This window comes from Rossellomorea sp. QJM3NY_18 (genome assembly GCF_056173145.1).
This window is the reverse complement of record NZ_CM149659.1, coordinates 3,413,521-3,438,132: the sequence shown is the minus strand read 5'-3', so window position 1 is coordinate 3,438,132 and position 24,612 is coordinate 3,413,521. Positions and strand designations below refer to the sequence as shown.

Annotated in this window: 26 protein-coding genes; 18 read left to right on the top strand and 8 right to left on the bottom strand. The window is 45.3% G+C overall.

What is annotated here, in order from left to right:
• Positions 1–73 precede the first annotated feature (73 nt).
• Both AC0VXY_RS17750 and AC0VXY_RS17745 read left to right on the top strand, forming a co-directional pair.
• On the top strand, positions 74–388 hold the full coding sequence (locus tag AC0VXY_RS17750; protein WP_475526064.1) for a rhodanese-like domain-containing protein: 315 nt from the start codon (positions 74–76) through the stop codon (positions 386–388).
• 176 nt (positions 389–564) lie between these two features.
• Entirely contained in the window at positions 565–747 is a 183-nt protein-coding gene (locus tag AC0VXY_RS17745; protein ID WP_034765594.1) for a sporulation protein Cse60, read from the top strand.
• Between the two features lie 46 nt (positions 748–793).
• Here AC0VXY_RS17745 and AC0VXY_RS17740 read toward each other — a convergent pair whose 3' ends face one another.
• A complete protein-coding gene (locus AC0VXY_RS17740) occupies positions 794–2,056 on the bottom strand; it encodes a BaiN/RdsA family NAD(P)/FAD-dependent oxidoreductase (protein WP_475526063.1) in 1,263 nt (420 codons plus the stop codon).
• Between the two features lie 197 nt (positions 2,057–2,253).
• Here AC0VXY_RS17740 and AC0VXY_RS17735 point away from each other — a divergent pair, with 197 nt between their 5' ends.
• Positions 2,254–3,873 (top strand): putative polysaccharide biosynthesis protein, encoded by a 1,620-nt coding sequence (locus AC0VXY_RS17735; protein WP_475526062.1) that lies wholly within the window; start codon positions 2,254–2,256, stop codon positions 3,871–3,873.
• A 140-nt stretch (positions 3,874–4,013) separates the two neighbouring features.
• Positions 4,014–4,739, top strand: coding sequence for a pseudouridine synthase (locus AC0VXY_RS17730; RefSeq protein ID WP_475527895.1), 726 nt, complete (start codon positions 4,014–4,016; stop codon positions 4,737–4,739).
• A 320-nt stretch (positions 4,740–5,059) separates the two neighbouring features.
• Here the strand turns inward: AC0VXY_RS17730 and AC0VXY_RS17725 are convergent, their stop codons facing one another.
• Complete coding sequence (locus tag AC0VXY_RS17725; RefSeq protein WP_034765604.1) at positions 5,060–5,281, bottom strand: DeoR family transcriptional regulator; 222 nt, start codon at positions 5,279–5,281, stop codon at positions 5,060–5,062.
• A 1,113-nt stretch (positions 5,282–6,394) separates the two neighbouring features.
• Between AC0VXY_RS17725 and pepV the strand changes: the two genes are divergently transcribed.
• Genes pepV through AC0VXY_RS17710 form a run of 3 tightly spaced genes read left to right on the top strand, consistent with a single transcriptional unit; the run spans position 6,395 to position 8,969 of the window.
• Positions 6,395–7,801, top strand: coding sequence for a dipeptidase PepV (gene pepV / locus AC0VXY_RS17720; protein WP_475526061.1), 1,407 nt, complete (start codon positions 6,395–6,397; stop codon positions 7,799–7,801).
• A 25-nt stretch (positions 7,802–7,826) separates the two neighbouring features.
• On the top strand, positions 7,827–8,675 hold the full coding sequence (gene dat, locus AC0VXY_RS17715; RefSeq protein WP_475526060.1) for a D-amino-acid transaminase: 849 nt from the start codon (positions 7,827–7,829) through the stop codon (positions 8,673–8,675).
• Positions 8,676–8,693: 18 nt separating this feature from the next.
• The gene (locus AC0VXY_RS17710) at positions 8,694–8,969 is read left to right on the top strand and encodes a hypothetical protein (protein ID WP_060672935.1); all 276 of its coding nucleotides are present in this window, start codon (positions 8,694–8,696) and stop codon (positions 8,967–8,969) included.
• A gap of 47 nt (positions 8,970–9,016) precedes the next feature.
• On the opposite strand, the gene cysK is transcribed toward AC0VXY_RS17710, so the two are convergent.
• Complete coding sequence (gene cysK, locus AC0VXY_RS17705; RefSeq protein WP_475526059.1) at positions 9,017–9,946, bottom strand: cysteine synthase A; 930 nt, start codon at positions 9,944–9,946, stop codon at positions 9,017–9,019.
• Positions 9,947–10,111: 165 nt separating this feature from the next.
• Here cysK and thpR point away from each other — a divergent pair, with 165 nt between their 5' ends.
• From thpR to AC0VXY_RS17685, 4 genes are all read left to right on the top strand, one after another.
• Entirely contained in the window at positions 10,112–10,663 is a 552-nt protein-coding gene (gene thpR / locus AC0VXY_RS17700; RefSeq protein ID WP_475526058.1) for an RNA 2',3'-cyclic phosphodiesterase, read from the top strand.
• 23 nt (positions 10,664–10,686) lie between these two features.
• Positions 10,687–11,631, top strand: a complete 945-nt coding sequence (locus AC0VXY_RS17695; protein WP_435989594.1) for a nuclease-related domain-containing protein — start codon at positions 10,687–10,689, stop codon at positions 11,629–11,631.
• Between the two features lie 232 nt (positions 11,632–11,863).
• The gene (gene pulA / locus AC0VXY_RS17690; protein ID WP_475526057.1) at positions 11,864–14,011 is read left to right on the top strand and encodes a type I pullulanase; all 2,148 of its coding nucleotides are present in this window, start codon (positions 11,864–11,866) and stop codon (positions 14,009–14,011) included.
• Between the two features lie 192 nt (positions 14,012–14,203).
• On the top strand, positions 14,204–14,977 hold the full coding sequence (locus AC0VXY_RS17685; RefSeq protein ID WP_034765627.1) for a phosphotransferase family protein: 774 nt from the start codon (positions 14,204–14,206) through the stop codon (positions 14,975–14,977).
• A 1-nt stretch (position 14,978) separates the two neighbouring features.
• Here AC0VXY_RS17685 and AC0VXY_RS17680 read toward each other — a convergent pair whose 3' ends face one another.
• Positions 14,979–15,257 (bottom strand): YtzH-like family protein, encoded by a 279-nt coding sequence (locus AC0VXY_RS17680; protein ID WP_034765629.1) that lies wholly within the window; start codon positions 15,255–15,257, stop codon positions 14,979–14,981.
• A 234-nt stretch (positions 15,258–15,491) separates the two neighbouring features.
• Here AC0VXY_RS17680 and trmB point away from each other — a divergent pair, with 234 nt between their 5' ends.
• Positions 15,492–16,133: a tRNA (guanosine(46)-N7)-methyltransferase TrmB gene (trmB, locus tag AC0VXY_RS17675; RefSeq protein ID WP_435989596.1), complete on the top strand. Its 642-nt coding sequence runs from the start codon at positions 15,492–15,494 to the stop codon at positions 16,131–16,133.
• A 121-nt stretch (positions 16,134–16,254) separates the two neighbouring features.
• Complete coding sequence (locus tag AC0VXY_RS17670; RefSeq protein ID WP_475526055.1) at positions 16,255–17,097, top strand: YtnP family quorum-quenching lactonase; 843 nt, start codon at positions 16,255–16,257, stop codon at positions 17,095–17,097.
• 42 nt (positions 17,098–17,139) lie between these two features.
• Here the strand turns inward: AC0VXY_RS17670 and AC0VXY_RS17665 are convergent, their stop codons facing one another.
• On the bottom strand, positions 17,140–17,454 hold the full coding sequence (locus tag AC0VXY_RS17665; RefSeq protein WP_475526054.1) for a PepSY domain-containing protein: 315 nt from the start codon (positions 17,452–17,454) through the stop codon (positions 17,140–17,142).
• Between the two features lie 233 nt (positions 17,455–17,687).
• On the opposite strand from AC0VXY_RS17665, the gene AC0VXY_RS17660 reads away from it, so the two are divergent.
• Together AC0VXY_RS17660 and AC0VXY_RS17655 are read left to right on the top strand one after the other, a co-directional pair.
• Positions 17,688–18,761 carry a M42 family metallopeptidase gene (locus tag AC0VXY_RS17660; RefSeq protein WP_475526053.1) on the top strand — a complete coding sequence of 358 codons (1,074 nt, stop codon included), beginning with the start codon at positions 17,688–17,690 and terminating at the stop codon, positions 18,759–18,761.
• A gap of 107 nt (positions 18,762–18,868) precedes the next feature.
• Positions 18,869–19,393 (top strand): DUF84 family protein, encoded by a 525-nt coding sequence (locus AC0VXY_RS17655; RefSeq protein ID WP_435989600.1) that lies wholly within the window; start codon positions 18,869–18,871, stop codon positions 19,391–19,393.
• 112 nt (positions 19,394–19,505) lie between these two features.
• Here AC0VXY_RS17655 and AC0VXY_RS17650 read toward each other — a convergent pair whose 3' ends face one another.
• The 3 genes from AC0VXY_RS17650 to AC0VXY_RS17640 all read right to left on the bottom strand — a co-directional run bounded on the left by AC0VXY_RS17650 (position 19,506) and on the right by AC0VXY_RS17640 (position 22,047).
• Positions 19,506–19,781, bottom strand: a complete 276-nt coding sequence (locus AC0VXY_RS17650; RefSeq protein WP_475526052.1) for a hypothetical protein — start codon at positions 19,779–19,781, stop codon at positions 19,506–19,508.
• A gap of 110 nt (positions 19,782–19,891) precedes the next feature.
• Positions 19,892–21,385 carry a peptide MFS transporter gene (locus tag AC0VXY_RS17645; RefSeq protein ID WP_435989602.1) on the bottom strand — a complete coding sequence of 498 codons (1,494 nt, stop codon included), beginning with the start codon at positions 21,383–21,385 and terminating at the stop codon, positions 19,892–19,894.
• Positions 21,386–21,600: 215 nt separating this feature from the next.
• Positions 21,601–22,047 carry a YtoQ family protein gene (locus tag AC0VXY_RS17640; protein ID WP_435989603.1) on the bottom strand — a complete coding sequence of 149 codons (447 nt, stop codon included), beginning with the start codon at positions 22,045–22,047 and terminating at the stop codon, positions 21,601–21,603.
• A 170-nt stretch (positions 22,048–22,217) separates the two neighbouring features.
• Between AC0VXY_RS17640 and AC0VXY_RS17635 the strand changes: the two genes are divergently transcribed.
• The 3 genes from AC0VXY_RS17635 to AC0VXY_RS17625 all read left to right on the top strand — a co-directional run bounded on the left by AC0VXY_RS17635 (position 22,218) and on the right by AC0VXY_RS17625 (position 24,262).
• A complete protein-coding gene (locus AC0VXY_RS17635) occupies positions 22,218–22,721 on the top strand; it encodes a hypothetical protein (protein WP_475526051.1) in 504 nt (167 codons plus the stop codon).
• A 190-nt stretch (positions 22,722–22,911) separates the two neighbouring features.
• Positions 22,912–23,943, top strand: coding sequence for a PTS sugar transporter subunit IIC (locus AC0VXY_RS17630; RefSeq protein ID WP_475526050.1), 1,032 nt, complete (start codon positions 22,912–22,914; stop codon positions 23,941–23,943).
• Position 23,944: 1 nt separating this feature from the next.
• Entirely contained in the window at positions 23,945–24,262 is a 318-nt protein-coding gene (locus AC0VXY_RS17625) for a thioredoxin family protein (RefSeq protein WP_435989606.1), read from the top strand.
• The last annotated feature ends 350 nt before the right edge of the window (positions 24,263–24,612 follow it).

Below are 24,612 nucleotides of genomic sequence, written 5' to 3'. Positions count from 1 at the left end.
TGTTTTTGTTCTGGGGACGTGCTTTGGTATAATCTTGGTGAATGATTAAATGAATCTTGAAAGGAAGTTGAAAATGGATAGTATTAAGACGGTTACAACGGATGAGCTGGAGAAGAAGTTGAAGAATGGTGAAGATTTGCTACTAGTGGATGTTCGTGAGGATGAAGAAGTGGAAGAAGGTATGATTCCGGGAGCGAAACATATCAAGATGGGGGAAATCCCTGAGTCACTTGATCAATTCGATAAGGACAAGGAATATATTTTTATCTGCCGTTCAGGAAACCGCAGCGGAAATGTTGCCCACTACATGCATGAGCAAGGGTATAAAGTGGTGAACATGGAAGGCGGCATGATGAACTGGGCTGGGGATACGGCTGCAAAGAAATAAGGATATTTGAGTTGGGAGCACATCCTTTTTAAAAAGGGGTGTGCTTTTTTCGTATGTTTACATTCTCCGCCACAACCACACTCACCACTCCGTCCCATAGAAAAATCCTCACCTCAATTGTTTGAAAATAAACTATTCTGACAATACTGATATAAAACAATCCGGGAGGGGATTCCATGATCCAGGTGAAAGTCTTCGATTATGAGCATGAAAAAGATTTAGAGAAGGATATGAACCATTTCCTCAGTAAAATGGATGATAAAAAGATTGTGGATATTAAATATCATGTGGCTGCGATGTCGGAGGAAGTGGAGGACCAGATCTATTGCTTCTCTGCCATGGTGGTGTACAGAAAATAAAAAGGTTGATCACTCAGAATTTGAGGATCAACCTTTCTTTTTGACATTAAACCTTTGCGGCATTCAACCCGGCAAGTCGGCCGGTCACTAAGGCAGAGGTGATGTTGTATCCACCTGTGTATCCATGGATATCAAGCACTTCCCCGCTGAAGAAGAGGCCGTCCATCTTTTTCGAAGCCATCGTTTTCGGTTCGATTTCTTTGATGGAAACTCCTCCGCCGGTTACGAAGGCTTTATCAATGGATAATGTGCCATTCACATTGAAGGTGAATTGTTTTAAGAGCTTTGCAAAATGACGGATCTTTTCTGTGGAGATGTGATCCCCTTTTTCATCATGATCGATTTCTGCGCGATCCAGTAAAAATAGAAGATAGCGTTCAGGAACCAGGCCTTTAAAAATATTTTTCGCTGCTTTCTTCCCATCTTCCTTCACCTGTTTATGCAGGGACTGGAATAACTGCTCTTCATTTTGATCGGGCATGGAGTCGATTTGCATGGTCACGTGTGTCAGGTTCCATTTCTTCATTGCCTTTACGACGTATTGGCTGCAGCGGAGAACAGCCGGGCCGGAAATGCCGAGGTGAGTAAAGATCATGTCCATCTTATGGGTGACGATCTTTTTCCCTTTCGGATTCAGCACGCTTAAATCGACGCTGCGCAAAGAAAGACCCTGAAGCTCTTTCTTTTTTACAAATGGCTCGTCCGACGTAAGGGGAACCTCTGTCGGAAACAGATCCGTAATGGTATGCCCCGCTTTTGTCGCCCATGGATACCCGTCACCTGTTGATCCGGTGTGAGGGACGGACTTTCCGCCGACCGCGATCACGACAGCATTGGCAGCAATCGTTTCCCCGTCTTTCAAGAGGATGCCCACCGTTTTGCCGTTTTCGTACAGAACCTCTTCGACACTGGTGCTTGTCCGGGTGTCGACTTTCAATTCCTTCATGCGCCCGAGTAATGCTTCGACTACATCCATGGCCCTGTTCGATACAGGGAACATCCGTCCGTGATCTTCTTCTTTCAACTGGATTCCCAAGTTTTCAAAGAAGGAAATGATATCTTCATTATTAAACTCAGAAAATGCGCTGTATAGAAAACGGCCGTTTCCCGGGATGTGCTTGATGATTTCCTCAACAGGGAGCCGGTTGGTCACGTTGCAGCGGCCGCCTCCGGAAATGGCAAGCTTTCTGCCAAGCTTTGTTCCTTTATCTACAAGGAGGACTTTCGCGCCATTTTCCCCGGCTGCGATACTGGCCATCAAGCCCGATGGTCCTCCACCTATGATGATGACATCGTATTTTTTTACCATTTTTCCCACCAACTTTTAATATTCGCTTCAGAAAAGAAGTTTCACCTTATTTTAAATGGGATGTGTTTTAAATACAACATTCGAAAAAAATTGTCATTCGATTCGTACAGTAGTAAACTACTGATAGTGTGTAAATTTCTTAGTTCGAATTTATTTTGTTTGTGTAACGGGCAACAAGATATATAGAGAGGGATACTATGTCATCTAAATTAATAAGAGGAACGTTTATCTTAACGTTAGGGACCTTTATTTCGAAGTTTTTGGGTCTTTTTTATGTTATACCGTTTGATGATTTGTTAAAAGGTCATGAAGAAGGGGCGTCCCTTTATCAATATGGATATGTACCTTATACGATCTTTCTGACAGTAGCGACTGCAGGAGTGCCACTGGCCGTTTCAAAATTCGTTTCAAAATATAATGCCATCGGGGAATATGCCGTAGGGCGGAAATTATTTAAATCCGGGCTCGTGCTCATGACACTGACAGGGGTTGTATCATTCCTTATCATGTATGCATTCGCACCGATTTTCGCAGAAATGACGATTAAAAGCGATGAGCAGGTCATTTCCGTTGCTCAGGTGACCACCGTTATCAGGGCTGTGAGCTTTGCCTTGATCATCATTCCGTTCATGAGTTTGATCCGCGGATTCTTCCAGGGTCATCAATCCATGGGGCCGACAGCGGTTTCCCAGGTGATTGAACAAATCGTCCGGATCGTATTCCTCCTTGGCGGGATTTATGTCGTATTGAACATTCTGGATGGGACCGTGACAACGGCCATTTCCGTTGCGACATTCGCAGCTTTCGTAGGGGGGCTTGCAAGTCTTGGAGCATTGATCTGGTATTGGTTTAAGCGGAAACCTCATTTGGATGAACTCCTTGAAGAGGACCGCGGGAACGAAGAGGTTTCGTTAAAAGCGATGTACAAAGAAGTCATTGCCTATTCGATTCCCTTCATTTTTGTGGGGCTCGCCAATCCATTGTTTCAACTGGTGGATCAGGTCACGTTCAATACCGCCATGGCTGATATCGGGAACGCGAAGGTCTCGGACCACGCTTTTGCCGTATTGAACTTCTACACGCATAAGCTTGTCATCATTCCGGTGTCACTGGCGACAGCTTTTTCCATGACGCTGATTCCTCTGATCACGACGTCTTATACGAGTGGTGACCGGAAGACGATGCGCAGGAACATTGACCAGACCTTTCAGATTCTGTTGTTTCTGACCGTGCCGGCAGCACTCGGACTAGCCCTTTTAGCTGAACCGATGTATACGTTGTTCTATCACAGTGATGCGCTCGGAACCTCGATTTTACGTTCCTATGCACCGGTAGCGATCCTGTTTGCATTATTTGCTGTCACTGCAGCGATTCTTCAAGGGATCGATGAGCAGAAATTCACGATTTTCAGTCTTCTAGTCGGCTTGCTGCTGAAGCTTGTTCTGAATATCCCGCTCATTCGCCTGTTTGAAACACAGGGTGCCGTGCTTGCGACAACGATCGGATATGCAGTGGCGATCCTGATCAATCTATATGTGATCAAAAAGTATGCACGCTATCAGTTCAGATTGATTTTGAGAAGGACCATGTTCATCGGCGCATTGAATGCCGCCATGGCCGGGGTCGTATTGGTGCTGTATGGTATCCTGGTTAAATTCCTAAGTCCGGAGACAGGATTCCAATCAATCATCCTTGTAGCCATTTGCGGTGGAGTGGGGGCACTCGTTTACTTCTACCTGAGCTTAAGAAGCAAACTCGCAGACCGGTTGTTCGGTGACAAGATTTCGAAAATCCGCAGTAAACTGCGCATTGGGTAAAAGAAAAAGGGATGATGCTTGATCATCCCTTTTTTATTTTGATTAAAGCTGCTTACCTTCAGCAGCCTGTGTGAAGAATAATAGTAGGAAGGGCCACATGCCCAATGGAGACAGACATAAAAGGAATAAATTGGAGAGTGATTGAGATGAGAATAGATAAAATGCTTGCGAATATGGGCTACGGCAGTCGGAAGGAAGTAAAGAAATTATTGAAGGATGGCGGCCTCCAAGTGAATGGGGAAGTCATCAAGGATGGAAAGATCCATATTGATACGGAAAAGGACATCGTCATGCTGTACGGTGAACAGGTTGAGTATAAGGAGTATGTCTACCTGCTGATGAATAAGCCGCCGGGGGTCATTTCCGCTACTGAAGACGGACAGGATGAAACGGTTATTGACTTACTTCAGCTGGAAGATCAAATCTTCAATCCGTTTCCAGTTGGAAGACTGGATAAGGATACAGAAGGCTTCCTCCTTATTACGAACGACGGTCAATTATCCCACCAGCTTCTTTCACCGAAGCGCCATGTGCCGAAGACGTATTTTGCCGTGATCGATGGAGAAGTGACAGAAGCGGATGTGGAAGCGTTCAAAAATGGTGTCACCTTGGATGATGGGTATGAAACGAAGCCGGGGGATTTAACGATCTTAAAATCCGGTCTGACTTCGGATATCGAATTGACGATTACGGAAGGGAAATTCCATCAGGTGAAAAGGATGTTTGAAAGTGTCGGGAAGCGCGTGGTTTATCTGAAGCGTTTGACCATGGGACCCCTTGAGCTTGATGAAGACCTGGAGCTTGGTGAGTACCGTGAACTGACGGAAGAGGAAGTAACGCTTCTTAAAGAATATAAACCCCAATAAAAAAACGGGGCAGCACCCTTCGCTAAAGGTGCTGTCCCGTTTTTTTGTTATTTTAGTCCGCTTTTCGATATGTCCAGCTCCGGTGGCTAGTCCCTCGAGGTCATAAGCCAAGCAACCCAAAAAGGCAAAGAGCGCCTTTCCGGGTTGCTCGTCTTATGCTTGTCGGGCCTGAGCAAGCCGCCTCCGCTTTTGATATGTCCAGCTCCAGGGTTTAGAGGCTCGAGGTCATAAGTCAAACCTGCCAAAAAGGCAAAAACCCGCCTTTCCGGCAGGTCCGTCTTATGCTTGTCGCCTCTGGGCAAAGCCCTTCCGCTTTTCTTTTAAGAAGTCAGTTTCACTTTCTTCTCTGTAGTTGTCCACTGTCCCCGACTCGGGCTTTGGACAAGGTCGTTATAGGCTAACACGTTGAGATCTCTTTGTATGGTGCGAGGAGTAATGCCAAATTCGTCTACAAGATCTTGAGTTGTTACAGTACCCTTCTGTTTGATGTACATGTATACAGCTTTGATTCTAGTGAGCATACGATTGGTTGAAGGTTTCAAAAAACCACTCCCTCATCATTTTTCCAAAAAGGCAAAGACTACATGCGTCATGTGTGCACCTCACGTGCTACCATATGTACTATGCGCTTTAGACAACCCCTTTTCTACAAATAGAGTTTACTCATAAGATGTCAGACAATTACATTGTACTCCTAATCCGACAAAATTTCTAGAATATTGTCCAAATTTACAAACAATTTACCTAGTAACTTGTTGGGTGTATTCCTAGAATATGAAGAAAATGCTAAAAATATGTATTAATATCTATAAAGCTCTTCTCGTGTAGTTTAAAAGTAGACCGTTCCTTTCAGCTGCAGGCACAAGATTCGCGCGGGGAGGAAGTTGAGCCTCCTCGGGCTTTGCCCTGTGGGATCTCAACTGTCTAGCTACAGCGGCTAGCCCCTCGAGGTCATAAGCTAAATGGTCCACGAAGGCCAAAAACGCCTTCTTAGGCCCATTCATCTTATGCTTGTCGGTGCTGAGCGAGCCGCTTCCGCTTTTCGAGCCTTTCCTCTATTTCCCGCAGGAGTCAAGTGCCTTCCGCTACACTCCACTCTGTGCTTCTATATTCTGACTGCCTAATAACGGATAGACAGAAAATTTGTAGATATGTTAATGGTTTTTTTTAACATCACTGAGGATTTGGATTTATGAGTATTTAAGGCTCTGCTCTTTTCTTAAATTTTGATTTGCAAATGCTATGTCATTCAAAATCTGCCGGAGGGGAAGTAATAGTTGATAAAGCTAAAAGCAATGGTGACATTTAATATATAAGGGGTAAACACTTACACTTGGAAAGTTGATTGGAGCGGAAGGTGCTCGACTCCTGCGGGAATTGCTGGACAGGTGAGACCCCGGAAGGCAAAGCCTGAGGAGGCTCACCGCCAGCCCCGCGGAAAGCGAGCACCTGGAGCGGAAATCAACCAACCTCTCACTACATCAAAGCAACAATGGTTACGAAAATAGCTTTATTTAAAGATAAGCGATTTCTATCTTTGAGAAAATGAGTTGTTTCATAAGTAAGGACTTTTCTCCATTCGCCCCGTTTGGATTTCCCCGTCAAACAGTATAAAATGGGAGGGGAAGACAATACATATAAAGCAGGTGGTAGGTTTGAGTATCAATTGGACGAATGAAGTGGAGAAGCGTAAAGATGATTTGCTTAAGGACTTACAGAAATTCCTTCAGATTAAGAGTGTGCTGGATGAAGAGGATGCGACTGAAGAAGCACCGCTCGGAAAAGGTGTGAAGGAAGCCCTGTCTTACCTGTTGACTCTGGGTGAAAAAGACGGATTCACTCCTAAAAACGTTGATCATCTTGCGGGGCATTTAGAATTCGGCGAAGGGACGGACCTCCTCGGCATTCTTTGCCATGTGGATGTGGTTCCGGAAGGGGACGGATGGAGCGTCGACCCTTATGGCGGTGAGATCAAGGACGGAAAGATCTTTGCCCGCGGAGCGATCGATGACAAGGGACCGACGATGGCCGCTTATTATGCTATGAAAATCGTCAAGGATCTGGATCCAACCTTCAATAAGAGGATCCGCATGATCATCGGGACGGATGAAGAAAGCGATTGGAGATGCGTAGAGCATTATTTCAAGAATGAAGAAATGCCGACGATGGGATTTGCTCCTGACGCCGATTTCCCGATCATCCATGCTGAAAAAGGGATCGCGGATTATGATTTGGTTCAGGTGAAGCCCGAGGAGGTTACTGAATCAGGGATCAAGGTCCTTTCCTTCGAGTCCGGCCGCCGGTATAACATGGTACCTGATTTTGCAAAGGCGATCATGGCTGTCGATGAAGACCATACGAAATGGGTACAGGATTTTGAAATCTTCACAAAAGATGAAGGCGTCAAAGGAAGCTATTATATTGAAAATGGGGAGCTTGTGTTCCAGGTGGAAGGCGTATCCTCACACGGAATGGAGCCTGACAATGGAAAGAATGCAGGGCTTTATTTAGCCGCTTTCTTATCAAAACTGCCACTCTCCTCTCAAGGGAAGCAGTTCTTTGAATTTACGACGAAGCATTTCTTCAAGGATTCAAGGGGAATCCAGCTTGGTATCAGCTATACGGACGACATTACGGGGGATCTGACCATCAATGTAGGGAAGCTCCGCTACTCGGAAGCTGAAGGCGGACGATTGGGCTTGAACATGCGTTATCCGGTGACGTTTGATATGGATAAAGGAAAGAGCATCATCGAGAACGTTAAGGGATATTCCATCGAGAATTTCACGGACAGCAAGCCACATCATGTTTCCAAGGATGATGAACTCGTACAGACCCTGAAAAAAGTATATGAAGATCAAACAGGCGAAAGAGGCGAGTTATTAAGTATTGGTGGAGGGACATATGCGAGAAGTCTGGAAGCCGGTGTAGCCTTCGGGGCATTATTCCCGGGCCGCGAAGATATTGCCCATCAGAAGGATGAATATATGTATATAGAGGATCTTCTTAAAGCGACGGCCATTTACGCCCAGGCGATTTATGAATTAGCGTGTGAAGCATAAGAGAGAGAGTGGGGGAGAGGCTAGGATGAACACAGTATTTGTAAACGGGGAACTGATCGATCGCGACAAGGCGAAGGTCGATATCGAGGACCGTGGTTATCAATTCGGTGACGGCATCTATGAAGTGATCCGGGTGTACGGTGGAAACACATTCACCATGAAAGAGCATATGGAAAGACTATATCAAAGCGCAGAAAAAATGAAGCTTTCCATCCCGTATGAAGAAGGGGATTTCACATCAAAACTCCTTCATTTGATTGACCTCAATGGGGTCGGGGACGGAATCGTATATGTACAAGTGACACGAGGTGTATCAGCACGTCAGCATCATTTTCCTCGAGAAGATGTAGTGGGAAGTGTCGTTGCGTATACGAAGGACTTCCCTGTTCCGGTCCTCCAGATGCAACAAGGGGTAACAGCCAAGCTCGTGGAAGATATCAGATGGCTGCGCTGTGACATAAAGAGCCTTAATCTGCTTGGAAACCTTCTGGCAAAAGAGGAGGCGGCGTCATTGGGCCACTTCGAAGCGATTTTGCATCGCGGCGACACGGTAACCGAAGGCTCCTCTTCCAATGCCTTTTTGGTGAAAAACGGGGTGATTTACACGCATCCCGTTACAAACCTGATCCTGAATGGAATCACAAGAAGAGTCATTGAAGATCTATGCAGAAAAAATGGGATTTCTTTTCAAGAAGAGACGTTTTCCGTTTCTGAATTGATGACATCGGATGAAGTATTCATTGCCAGTACCACTTCAGAAGTGATGCCTGTAGTCGAAATTGATGGACAGGAAATCGGAGAAGGAACACCAGGTGCTGTCACGAAAAGGCTTCAGGAGCTGTTCAATGAAAGAAAAGGAATGGAAGCCCGTTAAACAAGTTGGAGGCCATACATGTTGATTTGTTCACAACCATTTATGAAGACCGAACGAAGAATAGAAGACAACCAGCAATTCACGGTAGAGACGGAGGAGCATCTTTATTTGTACAGTGACCGGATCGTCACTCCGACAAAAAGCTTCACCATTAAGGATGTGATGGATGTGTCAAGTAAGCCCCTGTCCGCTTACTATACATTTTTGTATCTTCACACCATCGAAGGGGTCTGGACGTTCGTCGTAAAATCTTCTCCCGAACAATTCATCTCACATTATCATAGCGTTAAATGAACATAAGAAAGAGGCTGCCCCATTTTGGGCAGCCTCTTGGCATTTTATTAAAATCTGAATAAGTCACTTGATAGATAACGTTCTCCCGTATCGCAGGCGATGCAGACGACGACATCTTCAGGCGATAATTTTTTCGCCACTTCGATAGCGGCGTAACAAGCGGCCCCTGATGATGGTCCGACTAAAATTCCTTCTTCCCTTGCCATTCTGCGGGCGATGTCATAGGCCTGTTCGTCTTCGATTTTATGAATTTCATCATATACATCCGTATTCAGGATGTCGGGAACGAAGCCTGGACTTGTACCGACCAATTTATGCTTGCCTGGTTTCCCACCTGATAGGACGGGCGACCCCGCCGGCTCCACTACATGGACAGCGAGCTCGGGATAGTGCTCTTTCAACACTTCACCTGTTCCGGTGATCGTTCCCCCTGTACCCGCTGTAGCAACGAATGCCGATAATGGCTTGCCGATTTCCTTCATGGCTTCGACGATTTCAAGGGCCGTTGTCTTCCGGTGGGCATCCGGATTCGCATCGTTTTCAAACTGCATGGGCATGAAGCTGTTAGGGATTTTCTCCGTCAATTCTTTCGCTTTCTCGATGGCACCGGGCATTTTCTCATCCCCCGGTGTCAATACCACTTCAGCTCCATAGGCTTTCAAGAGGTTGATGCGCTCTTGAGTCATCGTATCCGGCATCACAAGGATGGCACGATAGCCCCGTGCCGCTGCATTCATGGCAAGGCCGATCCCCGTGTTTCCACTGGTAGGCTCGATGATGGTCGAACCTTCTTTCAAGAAGCCTTCCTTTTCCGCTTCCACGATCATTTGATAGGCGGCTCTGTCCTTGACGCTTTTACTCGGATTGTAGAATTCTAATTTCACATATACATCAGCGCCGTCAGCAGGGTTTAACCGATTTAATTTTACAAGGGGGGTGTCCCCGATTAATTCTGCGATATTTTGTACAACTTTCATATTCATCTTCCTTTCAGAAAACTTTCTTCTTCTATCGTACTAATTCAGACAAATCTTATCAAATAAATTAGCTTTGTATTTCATTTTTGTTGCATTTCCTTCTAGTCATTCTCTCTCATGACACATTTTGCTAAAATGAAAGTAATAACAGAAAGGACGGGTGATATGTTGAAACCTCACTATTTCTTTGCACTTTCCCTGCCTGAGGGAACGAAAGAATATATTAACGCGTGCATGGAGCCGATGAGGCTTGGGGGCTCGTTCAAGAAATGGGTCCACCCGGAGGATTATCACCTGACTCTGGCCTTTTTAGGGAGTGCGGATGAACTCGGGCCGGTCATGGATAAAGTGGGGAGGTTGAGGTATCCTTCTTTTCCGTTGACCTTGAGCGGGTTTGGTATGTTCGGTAAGAGTGATGCCCCGAGGATCCTGTGGATGGGGGTCGAACCTTCCGACATGCTGCACCGTCTCAGGGACCTTGTGTATGGTTCATGTGAAGAAGCGGGCTTTCAATTGGATCAGCGACCATTTTCACCGCATATCACAGTGGGGCGCAAATGGAATGAGGAATATCCCTTTACCCAAGAGTGGCTGAATGGATTCCAGCCTGCAGAGCGTCATACGTTTACAGCAACAGAATTGGCATTATATCAAACCCACACGGACCGGCTGCCTAAGTACGAAGCCATCCACACCATACCTTTACAGGCAAATTGACCTACACGAAAGGAGTGATTCCTATGGCACAGCTGATTAAACTTCAAGATTATGTTTCACGATACGAAACGGATTTATATAGATATCCTTCCCAATTTGTCCGATTAAAAAAGCAGCAATGGGAAAAAATGAAACAACATTGGGAGGATGGTGATCTGCCAAAGCCCTCACCACCAGTACAGGAATTGGCTGACGAAGAGAAGAACTCCATGAAAGACAAGCTCTTTTCCCTTTTTAAGAAGAAAGAGGATGAAGAAGAAGTAACGATTCCAGAGCCGAGTGATGAAGACCTTCATTTTGACATGGATGCAGGTCAGGATATCCATTCGGAAGAGGAATTGAAGGCGTCCTTCTTGAACCTTGTATTTGATTTTCAGCTGAGATGGGCGAGTTCCACGATCACGGAGAAATCCTATGTGGATAACAGTTACCATTATGACGAACGATTACGGTATCTTCTTCAACGCTTCCCGGATAATATTTTTGTCATGTACAACCCCGTCCTGAAAATTAAAAATGCACCTGTGGAACTGGAAACGGTCCTGATCACCCCTACAGGCATATGGTGTTTGACCTTTCTCGAGTTTGAAGAGGGAACAGCCTATATCGGTTCAGGGGAGCGTTTTTGGGTGAAAAAATGGGGGGATAGGGAGGAAAAAGTGTTAAATCCTCTCATCGGGTTGAAAAGGATGGAGAGAATCGTCCATCAGATCATCCGTTATGCCGGGGTGGAACTTCCCATTTATCAAGCCGTCATAAGTAGGAATGGTTACATAGATTATCCTCAATCCCCAGTCGGGATTCAGTTATTGGATAAACGGATCCACCATGAATGGTTCCAGCAGCAGCGTTCAAGTTCTTCACCAGTTAAGAGTGTCCAGCTGAAAGCGGCACAGGCCATTATGGAGTATTGTCAAACGACATCCTTCAAGAGGCTGCAGTGGGAAGAAACGGCGTCAGAGGAGTAGCCGTCGGTTTTGAGAAGACTCGTATAGGGTATATTCTTTCAAATAGCGGTTGATTGACTACTTCATAAAAAACAGGCATATATCTTAATAAAAGATTAAAGATAGAGATGGGAAATGAAACCGTGAGCAGCGGAGCAAATAGAATTGTAGTGAATAATATAAGGTAGCGGTCATTCTAACGAATACAATTCTTAAAGATGGCAGAGAGTCGGAAAATGTTAAACAAAAGTGGGTGGCAGAAGTGTTAGTCATTAGCAGGCATTATGACGCGTTTTTAGATACATTCAATGTAATTACCATGATCCTTCCATACGATTATCATGAAGGGAACTCGAATCACTTCACTCTGATCAAGGATGATGAAAAGATCTCTCTTCATATCGAAGAGAAGATTCCCCTGAATGATGCGATGAAATATGTGACGACCATTCAGAGTGAAAAGATCATTTTAGGTGACACGTATGAAATCGTCGACGAATATGGAACAAAGACAGACCTTCAGATCGGGGCGGTCATTCGGACCGAAGAATTTGATCAAAGGTACTATTACAATGGAAATGACCTCGGGGTAACGTATCAGGATGGATGCACCGTATTCAAGGTATGGGCCCCGACTGCGACAGAGGTTCGGTTGAAGCTCAAATCACCGGATGATGAAGAAATCCAATACCCGTATATGAGAATGGAAAACGGTGTATGGGAATGCCGGGTCGATACCGATATAGAAGGCTATTTCTATTCAATCCTCCCGTGCATCAATCTCGTTTGGGATGAGCTGATCGATCCTTATGCGAAAGCGGTCTCATTGAATAGTGAATGGGGCTGTGTCATCAATCCGGGGGAAAAGATTGCTCCCCTCGCACCATTGGCCTCTCCGACGGATAGCGTGATTTACGAATTGAATATCAGGGATTTCTCTGCCCAGAAAGAGAGCGGGATGAAGTATCGGGGGAAGTACAGCGCCTTTACGGAAAAAGGAACGAAGACACCGAAAGGATTCTCAAGCGGGATTGAGTACTTGAAGGAGCTCGGCGTCACACATGTGGAGCTGCTTCCCGTAAATGACTTCGACGGTGTGACGGATATCCCTTCAGACACCACCTATAATTGGGGATACAATCCCTTATTTTTCAATGCACCTGAAGGGAGTTACAGCTTAAAGCCTGAAGATCCATATGAGCGGATCAGAGAATTAAAAGCTGTGATCCGAAGCCTTCACGATGAGAATATCAGGGTCATTCAGGACGTGGTCTACAACCACGTGTTCATCCGTGAACATTCATCTTTTGAAAAACTCGTGCCCGGCTATTTTTTCCGACATGATGAAAATGGCTTACCGTCAAACGGGACGGGGGTAGGGAATGACTTCGCCTCAGAACGTCTCATGGCAAGAAAGTTCATTGTCGATTCGATTCTTTATTGGATAAATGAATACGGTGTGGACGGTTTCCGTTTTGATTTGATGGGGATCCTGGACGTCAAGACGATGACCGTGATCCGTGAAGAAGTGGATAAGGTGCTCCCCGGAGCGATTTTGATAGGAGAAGGCTGGGATCTGAATACGCCACTCCCACCCCACCAAAAAGCCAATCTTCGGAATGCTCATCATCTTCAGGGAATCGGACAATTCAATGATTGGTTCAGGGACACCATTAAAGGAAGTACATTTAATTTGTATGACAAAGGCTTTGCCCTCGGTCACGGACACCTCGAACAGAAGGTGGAGCTGGTCCTCACCGGCAGCATCGGGATGAAGAGCGGGGAACGGAGACTATTTAAAGAACCCGCTCAATCCGTCAACTATGTAGAGTCCCATGATAACCATACCTTGTGGGATAAAATGAAGGCATGCATGAATGAAGAGGAAGAAACTCTTAAGGCCAGGCACAAATTAGCGACCACGATGGTGCTCTTGTCTCAAGGGATCCCCTTTCTCCATGCAGGGCAGGAATTCTTCAGAACGAAAAAGGGAATCGAGAACAGCTATAACTCACCCGTAGAGATCAATCAGCTGGACTGGGTCCGAAGAGAAGAGTACGATGAAGTGGTCCAGTATGTGAAAGCCCTGATCCAGATACGGAAAAGTCACGGGGCCTTCCGGTTTCAAAAGGGTGATTTGATCCGGGAGCATGTAAAAGTGTCTCACAGCAAGGCGAATCTCGTGGATGTCACCTATCAGAATGTCCATCCATATGGTCCATGGGATGAGATCCTCATGGTCTTTCACTCGGATACAAAACCATGCGAATATACCCTGGCAGAAGGGAAACAATGGATCTGTTTGTCGGATGGCCACCAGGCAGGCGTAAGCGGCCTGTATGATGTGGAGGGGACTTCCATCACCCTCCGGCCGGTGTCTTCCTATGTATTTGTAAGGTGACCATTCATTCCTGTGCTTGACGAAAACGCAAGATGACGATAAAATCGTAAACAGATGGCTATTGATTTGTATTGCCCAATAGCTGTCTTTTTTATTTTATTAGACTTTTTCAATAAGTAATCAACATGATAAAAAAGAACCTATAAACGTGAACATATAAACATGACAAAGGACCAATAGAAGGTGAATATATTGGAACACTTATTTGACCAAGATTGGGAAATAGTCCCCGCAGGCGGTGCGACGGGAGAAGCGTTCTTTGCTCAGTATCAGGAGCAGAGGTTATTTCTGAAGCGTAATTCTTCCCCTTTTGTGGCAGTTTTATCAGCAGAAGGAATCGTACCCAAGCTTGTTTGGACAAAACGAATGGAAAACGGGGACGTCATCACGGCACAACACTGGTTAAATGGGAGAGAGTTAAAGCCCGAAGAGATGAAGGATGAACGGGTGGCGAGGCTGTTGAACAAGATCCACTCCTCGAAACCTCTTTCAACCATGCTCGAGCGGCTTGGTAAAGAACCGTTTCAACCGGAGCATATGCTGACGGAAGTGGAGACGGGACTCGAGTTCGATCTTCTTTCATTGCCTGTCATCAGAGAGGCGCTTTCATTTCTTCAAAAGGAGCTTATGGAAGTACAACAGGATGAATATGTGGTCTGTCACGGAGACGTCAACCATAACAACTGGCTGCTGTCAGATTACAACCAGTTGTATTTAATCGACTGGGACGGAGCGATGATCGCAGATCCGGCTTTTGATGTAGGCTTGCTGTTATACTGGTATATCCCTGAGGATCAGTGGGAAAGCTGGCTGACCCAGTATGGTGCGGAGCTTACGGATAATTTGAAGCTGCGCATGAAATGGTATGTGGTGGCTCAGACGATCCTATCCATCCAATGGCATAAGGGTAAGGCGCGTTTCCACGAAATGAATCACTGGATTCAATATTTACACAAGGTGATATGAATCAGGAATAGCTGTTCATATCCGTGACCCATTGGGACAGGTTTTGTTTATTAGTCGTAATATGGTTCGTTAAGTCAGATGATGAAATCCCGCTTTGACTGTACTGATAAATTTCCTGCAAAACGGGTTTGACGTTTTCATGAATATCGGCATTGACCATCAAGGACTTGACCAACCGTTCAACCTGCTCACATTCCGAAACCGAACCGCAGCAATCCGTCGAATGATTGCTTAATATATCTGATAATAACTGCATTTGATTCTGTGAATTTAAAGGCATCGAGTACACCCTTTCATTTTTCGTATGGTGGAATGAACCACGTACATTCTAAGGTCCCTTCAAATGAACAGACCCAAAAAGGAATTCACTACTAGTGTGTGAATTCCTTTTTCAATTATGCGCCCTTTTTTGAGGGACGGACCTCCACTCGGGCGCTCCATTCCATTTTTGGCTCTTGCATAGGACGGGGAGTCATGGTATGTTTTTTTCGATAATAAAAAATGAGGTGTCTACATGCGTTTACGTCATAAACCATGGGCTTCTGAGAAAATCAGTGATCATCCACAGTATGTTGTGGCAGAACCCCAGGAGAAAAAAGGTCAATGGAACAAAGAGTTTGAGAACGATAACCCGATCCATATCGAGGTAGGGACAGGAAAAGGTCAATTCGTCACGGAAATGGCAAGGGCCAATCCAGACGTTAATTATATAGGAATCGAGTTATATGAAAGTGTCATCGTGACGGCTCTTGATCGCCTGATCGAAGCGGAACTTCCGAACGTCAAGCTGTTGAGTGTCGATGCGAGGAATCTCACGGAATACTTCGAAGCGGGGGAAGTGGACAGAGTGTATCTGAACTTCTCTGATCCATGGCCGAAAAACCGCCATGAAAAACGCCGCCTGACATACAAGGACTTCTTATCCATGTATGAACAAATCCTGATCAAGGGCGGGGAAATCCACTTCAAGACAGATAATCAAGCATTATTCGAGTACTCCTTAAAAAGTTTCTCATGGTACGGACTTCATCTGAATTTCTTAAGCCTCGACCTTCATAACAGTGAATTCGAAGGCAATATCATGACAGAATACGAAGAAAAATTCTCAGCAAAAGGGCAAAGAATCTACCGCGTCGAAGCCCAGTTTCAAAATTAATCATAAGATAGAGGCCGCCCTGTGAATTCGCGAGGGCGGTTTTTGGTTGCCGAGGCATCCGCCTACAAGTTGTCCATGTATTCTGATAAAATGAAAGGGTATGAACAAAGGAGGAATCAGGATGGAAACGTTGAAGGTTGGAGATCTGACGATACACTGGCTTAATGGCGGCGTGACCCATATGGATGGGGGAGCGATGTTTGGTGTCGTACCAAAGCCTCTTTGGTCAAAGAAATACCCCGTAAATGAACTGAATCAGATTGAATTGCGAACGGACCCGCTATTCTTCCAGTGGGAAGGGAAAAATGTATTAATCGAATCAGGTATCGGCAAAGGGAAACTGAATGATAAACAAAAGCGCAATTACGGTGTGCATGAAGAATCGGATATTGAAGCATCCCTTGCATCCCTTGGCCTTACGCCAAACGATATTGATATGGTCTTGATGACGCACATGCACTTTGACCATGCATGCGGATTGACGAGGTTTGAGGGAGAGGAACTGGTTCCTGTCTTCCCGAATGCCGTCATCTACACCTCTCAGGTGGAGTGGGATGAGATGAGGAACCCGAATGTGCGCTCCCGCAATACATACTGGAAGGAAAATTGGGAAAGCATTCAATCCCAAGTGGAAACGTTCAAAGACGAGATGGAAGTCCTTCCAGGGATCAAGATGGTTCACACCGGCGGTCACAGTGACGGCCATTCGATCATTCTCATGGAGCATGGCGGAGATACATTCATTCATATGGCAGATATCATGCCGACCCACGCGCACAAGAATCCATTATGGGTACTCGCTTATGATGACTATCCGATGACGTCCATCGGGGCAAAAGAAAAATGGATAGGGAAAGCGATTGAAGGAGAGTACTGGTTCCTTTTCTATCATGATGCGGTATATAGAGGCATCAAGTGGAATAGAGACGGGGAAACGATTGATAAGGTAATGAGAGAAAAATAAGAAAAGGATGATCCCGGAGTGAATCGGGATCATCCCATTTTTTTACGCTAAAGGGTATACATCCACAACGGTGCCGGTATAAGCATCCGCTACGAACTCATACTGCTCGAGTTCGCCGTCAATTCGTCTTGATATACCGCCTTTATACACTTTGGTGCTGACGGAGTGCTTCTGATAGTCCTCGGGCTTCATCCCGATCCATGAACCATCGATGCCGCCCTCTTTTTTGAAAGAAAGCTTGACGTCCTTTAATACTTTTTCAGCAGAAATAAGGCGGGAATCATCAAGCTTTTCTTTAAGCATATAACCGCCAGCAGCTCCGATTCCGAGTCCAAATACGAAAGATTTCCAGTTCATCCTTTATTCCCTCCACAGGCTAATTTCACGTGCCGGAAGCCTGGAACCGTCTACCTTAGTCCCTGCAAGCCTTGCCGGCAATGATCGATAATTTGTCATCCTTAGGTACATTCTATCAAAGAAAACAGAAAAAAGAGAACTGCTTTTATTCTTTAATAGGTGGTAAGAGGTGCGAAAGTTCTGTAAAATAAGATTATACATACAGCAGATTTTATATAAAAGGGGCATAAGACATGAAACAAGATACGTTAGAGTTATTTAAGACATTGACTGAATTACAGGGAGCTCCCGGTAATGAGCATGCGGTCCGGGCATTTATGAAAGAACATTTATCACAATACTCTGATGAAATCGTGCAAGATCGATTAGGCGGAGTATTCGGTGTGAGAAAAGGCAGCGATGAGGATCCCGTTGTCATGGTTGCCGGGCATATGGATGAAGTGGGCTTCATGGTTACATCGATCACAGACAATGGAATGATCCGTTTTCAGACCCTCGGCGGCTGGTGGAGCCAGGTCCTGCTCGCTCAGCGGGTCCAGGTCATGACCGATAACGGACCGGTAACAGGTGTGATCGGAAGTATACCGCCTCACCTGTTAGGAGAAGAGCAGCGCCGCAAGCCGATGGACATCAAGAATATGCTCATCGATATCGGTGCGGATGACCGGGAAAATGCACGTGAAATCGGAATCAAACCAGGTCAGCAGATTGTACCGATCTGTCCGTTCACCCCGATGGCCAATGAGAAGAAAATCCTTGCCAAAGCCTGGGATAACCGCTATGGATGCGGGTTATCCATTGAACTCTTAAAAGAGCTTCAGGGCGTAACCCTGCCTAACACCCTATACTCCGGTGCGACGGTTCAGGAGGAAGTGGGACTACGCGGTGCCCAGACGGCAGCCAATATGATCAATCCGGATATTTTCTTTGCACTGGATGCGAGTCCTGCGAACGATATGTCAGGGGATAAGAATGAATTTGGTCAACTTGGAAAAGGGGCACTGCTCCGCATCCTCGACCGTTCCATGGTCACGCACAGAGGAATCAGGGAATTTGTTCTGGATACAGCGGAGTCAAACGACATTCCGTATCAGTACTTTGTCTCACAAGGCGGCACAGATGCCGGAAGGGTGCACATGTCCAATGAAGGCGTCCCGAGTGCTGTAGTGGGAATCTGTTCGAGATATATCCATACTCATGCGTCCATGATCCATGTAGATGATTATGCCGCAGCCAAAGAGTTGATCGTCAAGTTGGTGAAAGAATGTGACCGCTCGACCATCGAGACCATTAAATCCAATGGATGATCACCACTAGAAAAATTGGAAAGGGCTGTCTCAATCATATACGAGTTGAGACAGCCTTTTTATAGAGAGGAAAAAAGGCGTTTGTCAGACCTTTTTAGAAATGAGGTATGAATTTGTTAAAGATAGCAATCGGAACAACGAATCCTGCAAAGGTGCAAGCGATACAAAAGGCGTTCGGGGAGCAATACAAAGAGGTGCAATTTCAGTGCCTGAAAACCGAGTCCCATGTAAGTGAGCAGCCCCTGACCGATCAGGAGACGATCGAAGGGGCATTGAACCGCGCAAAAAATGTTCTCAAAAGCACAGATAGTGACGTAGGGATCGGCCTTGAAGGGGGAGTATCAGAATCCATGTACGGAATGCTCGTCTGTAACTGGGGTGCGCTTGTCGACCGGCAGGGGAACGAAATCATCGGCGGTGGTGCGAGGATCACCCTGCCTGCAGAGATCAGCCGGGAGTTAAAAGCAGGGAAAGAGCTCGGACCCTTAATGGATGAGTATACACGACGTACGGGAATCAGAAAGAAAGAAGGGGCCGTAGGGATATTCACCAATGGACTCGTCACAAGAGAAACAATGTTCATTCACGTCGTACGACTCCTGCTTGGTCAGTGGCAATACCGGACAAAATAATCTTACGTATAACTGTCCTTCAAAGGTACTTGGCCCATACCATATTCACCGTTCCTTCATAGGATGGAGTATATCAGACTTTCTTTTATCTGATAAATTCTTTCTAAGGAGGTTAGAATTTATGGGATGCAACTATTGCAATGACCGAGTTGGCGGACGCCGTGATGATCATCGTGATGATCGCCGGGACAATCGCTTCTGTTGCGACTGGGATAAATTCCTGTTTGGTGACAGAAGAAGATGCAACTTGTTTGGGGCGAATGAGGATCGCAGAAGATGCGGGTGCAAAAGAGACAATGTCAGAGGAGCAGAAGACCGGAACAGAGGCTGCAGAGGCAGAAGAGGCGAAGAAGACAACCGTCGGAAATGCGGATGCAAAAATAGGCACAGAAACTGCTTCTGTAATCTATTCTGGTAATAAGAATCGAACTCCGTTTCTAACGGGGTTCTTTTTGGGCAAAAAAAACCCCTCTGAAATCATTCAGAGGGGTTTATCAATTATTTTACACCTTTCATCGCCCGTTGAATCATAGGGGAGATCAGGAATAGGATAATAGCCAGTAAGATTGCCATTCCACCGATTGAACCAAAGTAAAGTGTTTCATTTTCAGGTGAATAGAAGCGGACAAGCTGTGCATTCAGAGCCTGTGCACCGGCAGAAGCCAGGAACCATAGACTCATCGTTTGAGCTGAGAACGCTTCAGGAGCAAGCTTCGTTGTAGCTGACAGACCGACCGGTGATAAGCACAATTCACCAAGAACAACGATGAAGTAACTTAGCACAAGCCATAATGGATTAACAAGTGAACCTTCTCCACCCATTTGTGCAGGTAACAGGATCACTAAGAAAGATAAACCGGCAAACAATAGACCGAATGAGAATTTCTTCGGAATGGATGGCTGACGGTCACCCAATTTCACCCACATCCATGCGAATACTGGTGCAAGCAGGATGATAAATAATGGGTTCAGTGACTGGAACCATGCAGGAGAGATGGAAATTCCCATGAAATCAAGCTGAGTACGCTTGTCTGCATATGCAGCAAGGATAGTAGATCCTTGTTCCTGGATCGACCAGAACATCACTGCTGAAATAAATAATGGAATATACGCAATGACTCTTGAACGTTCAGTTGCCGTGGTTTTTGGACTATAGTACATCACAATAAAGTAGATGGTTGGAACGACGATTCCGAAGATCCCAACGATATCGATGAATACGTCCAGTGTAAATAAACCTGCAGGAATCGTGATACCTAGAATGATGGCAAGGGCGATGACGACCGCACCTACGATTAATCCGTATTTCTTCTTCTCGCGCGTGTTAAGCGGGTTGGGAACATATGTACCCGCAAGGCCAAGATTCTTTTTCTTCGTTAACATGAATACAACAAGACCTAAGAACATACCGATTGCGGCAGCTGCGAATCCCCAGTGGAAACCTTTTGATTCCATCAGGCTACCTACGATCAGTGGAGCGATGAATGCACCTAAGTTGATACCCATGTAGAAAATACTGAATGCTGCATCACGGCGGGTATCATTTTCACTGTACATTTCACCTACGACAGTGGAAACATTCGGTTTTAATAACCCTGTTCCGATAACAATCAATACCATTGAAACAAAGAACAGAGATAAATTTCCTGGAAATGATAAAGCAATGTGACCAAACATGATGAATATTCCACCGTAGAAGACGGCTTTCGAAGTTCCGAATATCCTATCAGCCAACCAGCCCCCGATGACCCCGGACATATACACGAGTGAACCATAAATGGACATGATGGCTAAAGCTTTGCCTTCCTCTAGACCCAGTCCACCTTTTGACACCTCATAGTACATGTAGAATACGAGGATGGCTCGCATTCCATAATAGGAAAAGCGCTCCCAAAATTCCGTGAAGAATAAAGTGAATAATCCCTTCGGATGTCCAAAGAAACCTTTTTGAGGGACACTATCCACAATTTTCTGTTTATTCATTGATGACATGTAACTACCTCCCTTATTCTTTTACTATAATATTTTAATATTTTCTTAAAGTCAAAAAAAGTTTGCAAATGGTTAATTATAACATAAAAATTCTTTAGATTGCTAATATTTAATTATTTTTAAATAGTTAAAATAATTGGGTCTTTTGATTCTGCTATAATTCCGCATAAAAAAGCCTACAGGGTTGATCCTGCAGGCTTTTTTAACGAATAAGGTCATTCGGATTCGAAAACGTAAGAAAGAGTCCTTAGTGCCTGTTCGATGGACGTTACTGTGACATTCGCCTTATTTGTAAGCTCTTTCAATGGGTGATGAAGTTTTTCCGGGCGAATGAGGATCAGGGGCTTTTGTAGGGTAATGGCCGTGCTGGCGTCCATCGCCGTGTTCCATTGCTTATATTCTTCTCCGAATAAAGCAATCACCACATCGGATTTCTTCATGAGCAGTTCAGTCCGGAAATTATTGATGGCAGAAGCAGCTTCATCCCGGAAAATCTTGTTCGGCTGTTCACCGAGGATTTCTTCCCCGATGGAATCGGACCGGTCATGATTTTCCATGGGACCGACGAACTGTAGGGGGAGTCTGAGGGCTTTCGCTTTCTCTTTTAATTCGTCCCTCCAGGAGCTATGTATCTCTCCGGCTAAATACACGGTTAATTCCAAACTGATCACCTTCCTGTTTTTAGTCATCTTATCATAAATACCCTTTCGAAGGTAATTCAACCACTTTTCCCATGAAAAAGGCAGAATTCCTTATTGGAAGGGTTGAAAGGGGGACTTTGTGAGGGTATCATAAGCGTAGGTCCTAAGTATGAAAGGGAGGGAAAACGAGGATGAAAACCACAGCATCGATCATTTTCTTTATACTATTGCTTATTTTAGCAGGATGCAATACATCAATCGACCAGGAAAAAGAGGAGACGGCAAGCGTGGTGGAGGGAGCTTTGAACTCCAATGAGAAAGCCGGTGAAGACGCTGGGAACATCAGCTTTTATCTCCCGTTTGGTGCCGAGATAGAAAAAGAATCTCCTTATAATATCATTATTTCAAAGGATTCTGATACGTTTATACTTTTCACGAACCCTCAAGAAGATAAGGATAGTGAGCTTCTATATAAAATGGCCATTAATGACAAAGAGAGTCTCGTGAAGCATGGGACTTTTAAAGAAGACAACCGCTTAGGATATTATGTCATTAAGGAATTGCCGGATACAGAAGAGTACGAACTTACTGTAGGAGTGGGCGGAACGAAAGTAACAACTCAGTCAGAAATGAAAGACTTAGCGGATAACGCTGAAATGATGATGAAAATCGCAGCTTCAGTCAAACACAACTAGATAGATATAGACCGGTTTTTTCTGCGGAAGCAGGGAAGGGCCGGTCTTTTTTTATGGATTTAGAATAGATAAGTAATGGGAAAGGGAAAATATAACAAATTCGCACCTACTGTATGGTGAAAAATTATAGACAAATCAAACATGTGTCTTTACACTAGTAAAAGGAAAGGTATACAGAGGAGTGAGGGGCATGAGGGGATATTTGGAGAGGAAGGGCGTTACGCTGTCGGCGAAGACGTATTTTATAGATGCTTTAAGTTATATGGCACTGGGGTTGTTCAGTTCGTTGATCATTGGATTGATCATCAAGACGATCGGAGAGCAGCTTCCCCTTCCAGCAGGGTTAAGTGAATTCTTCATAGAGATGGGGACACTCGCCATCAGCTTGATGGGACCGGCGATCGGTGTGGCGATTGCCTTTGGTCTTGGGGCGCCGCCACTGGTCATATTTGCTGCCGTCGTGACAGGGGCTGCCGGAGCGACCCTTGGAGGACCGGCAGGAGCGTATGTAGCGGCAGTCCTATCAACAGAAATTGGAAAGCTTGTCAGTAAGACGACGAAAATAGATATTATCGTGACGCCATTTGTCACGATTTTTGCTGGATTCACGGTCGCTTACTTCATCGGTTCGGGAATCGCAGACTTTATGAGTATGTTTGGAAGCTGGATCAGCTGGGCGACGGAACAGAGGCCAATCATCATGGGAATCCTGGTTGCGGCCCTCATGGGACTTGCCCTGACCGCCCCGATTTCTAGTGCAGCGATTGCTTTGATGCTTGATTTGAACGGGGTCGCTGCCGGTGCCGCCACGATTGGCTGTGCCGCTCAAATGGTTGGATTTGCCGTCATCAGTTATCGGGAGAACCGGGTGGGAGGATTATTCGCCCAGGGGATAGGGACATCCATGTTACAAGTCCCGAATATCGTTCGAAATCCTCTTATCCTCATCCCTCCGACTGTTGCCGGTATGATTCTCGCTCCCATCGGTACGACCGTTTGGCTGATGGAAAACAATGCAGCCGGAGCCGGGATGGGGACGAGCGGATTGGTCGGACAGATCATGACGTTCAAAACGATGGGATTCAGCTGGGATGTCACAATGAAAATCCTGCTGTTGCATTTTGTTGGACCTGCATTCATAAGCCTGTTAATATCTGAATATATGCGTAAACTAGGTTGGATCAAACCTAACCAAATGACGATTGAAACAGGGGGCAAATAAAATGCGTAAACTTGAATCAGTGGAAGAATTCCACCAGTTGAAAGAAAGTGGGAAGCATGTATTCATGTTTTCAGCCGACTGGTGTCCGGATTGCCGAATCATCGAACCGATCCTTCCGGAAATCGAAAGTGAGTACGGAGAGTATACATTTTTATATGTAGATAGAGATCAATTCATCGATCTCTGCATCGAGCTTGATATCTTCGGAATCCCGAGCTTCATCGCATACGGAGACGGTCGTGAACTCGGACGCTTCGTAAGCAAAGACCGGAAATCAAAAGAACAAATCGAAGACTTCATGAACTCACTAGCTTCATAAATAACAGCAGAGGGATCTCCTTTAAAAAATGGGATCCCTTTTCTTTTTCCCTAAATCAAAAGGTTCCTTTTGTAATCTCGCCATTTTCATGTAAAATGTTATAAGTGAATCATCTAACCAGAAAGGGAAGAGGTCGATTACTTTCCATTAAAAGGACGGTCTTTTTGCTTTCAAAGATCTAGTACAAAAGAATAGTGAGTTTGGTTTTATTTAGATTGTATAATTCCTCTGCGAAGAAAGTTGATTGTAGCGGAAGGTGCTCAACTCACGCCCCGCGGAAAGCGAGCACCTGCAGCGGAAATCAACTACCACACTCTACTGTAAAATATATTTTAGAATAAAGTCTAAAT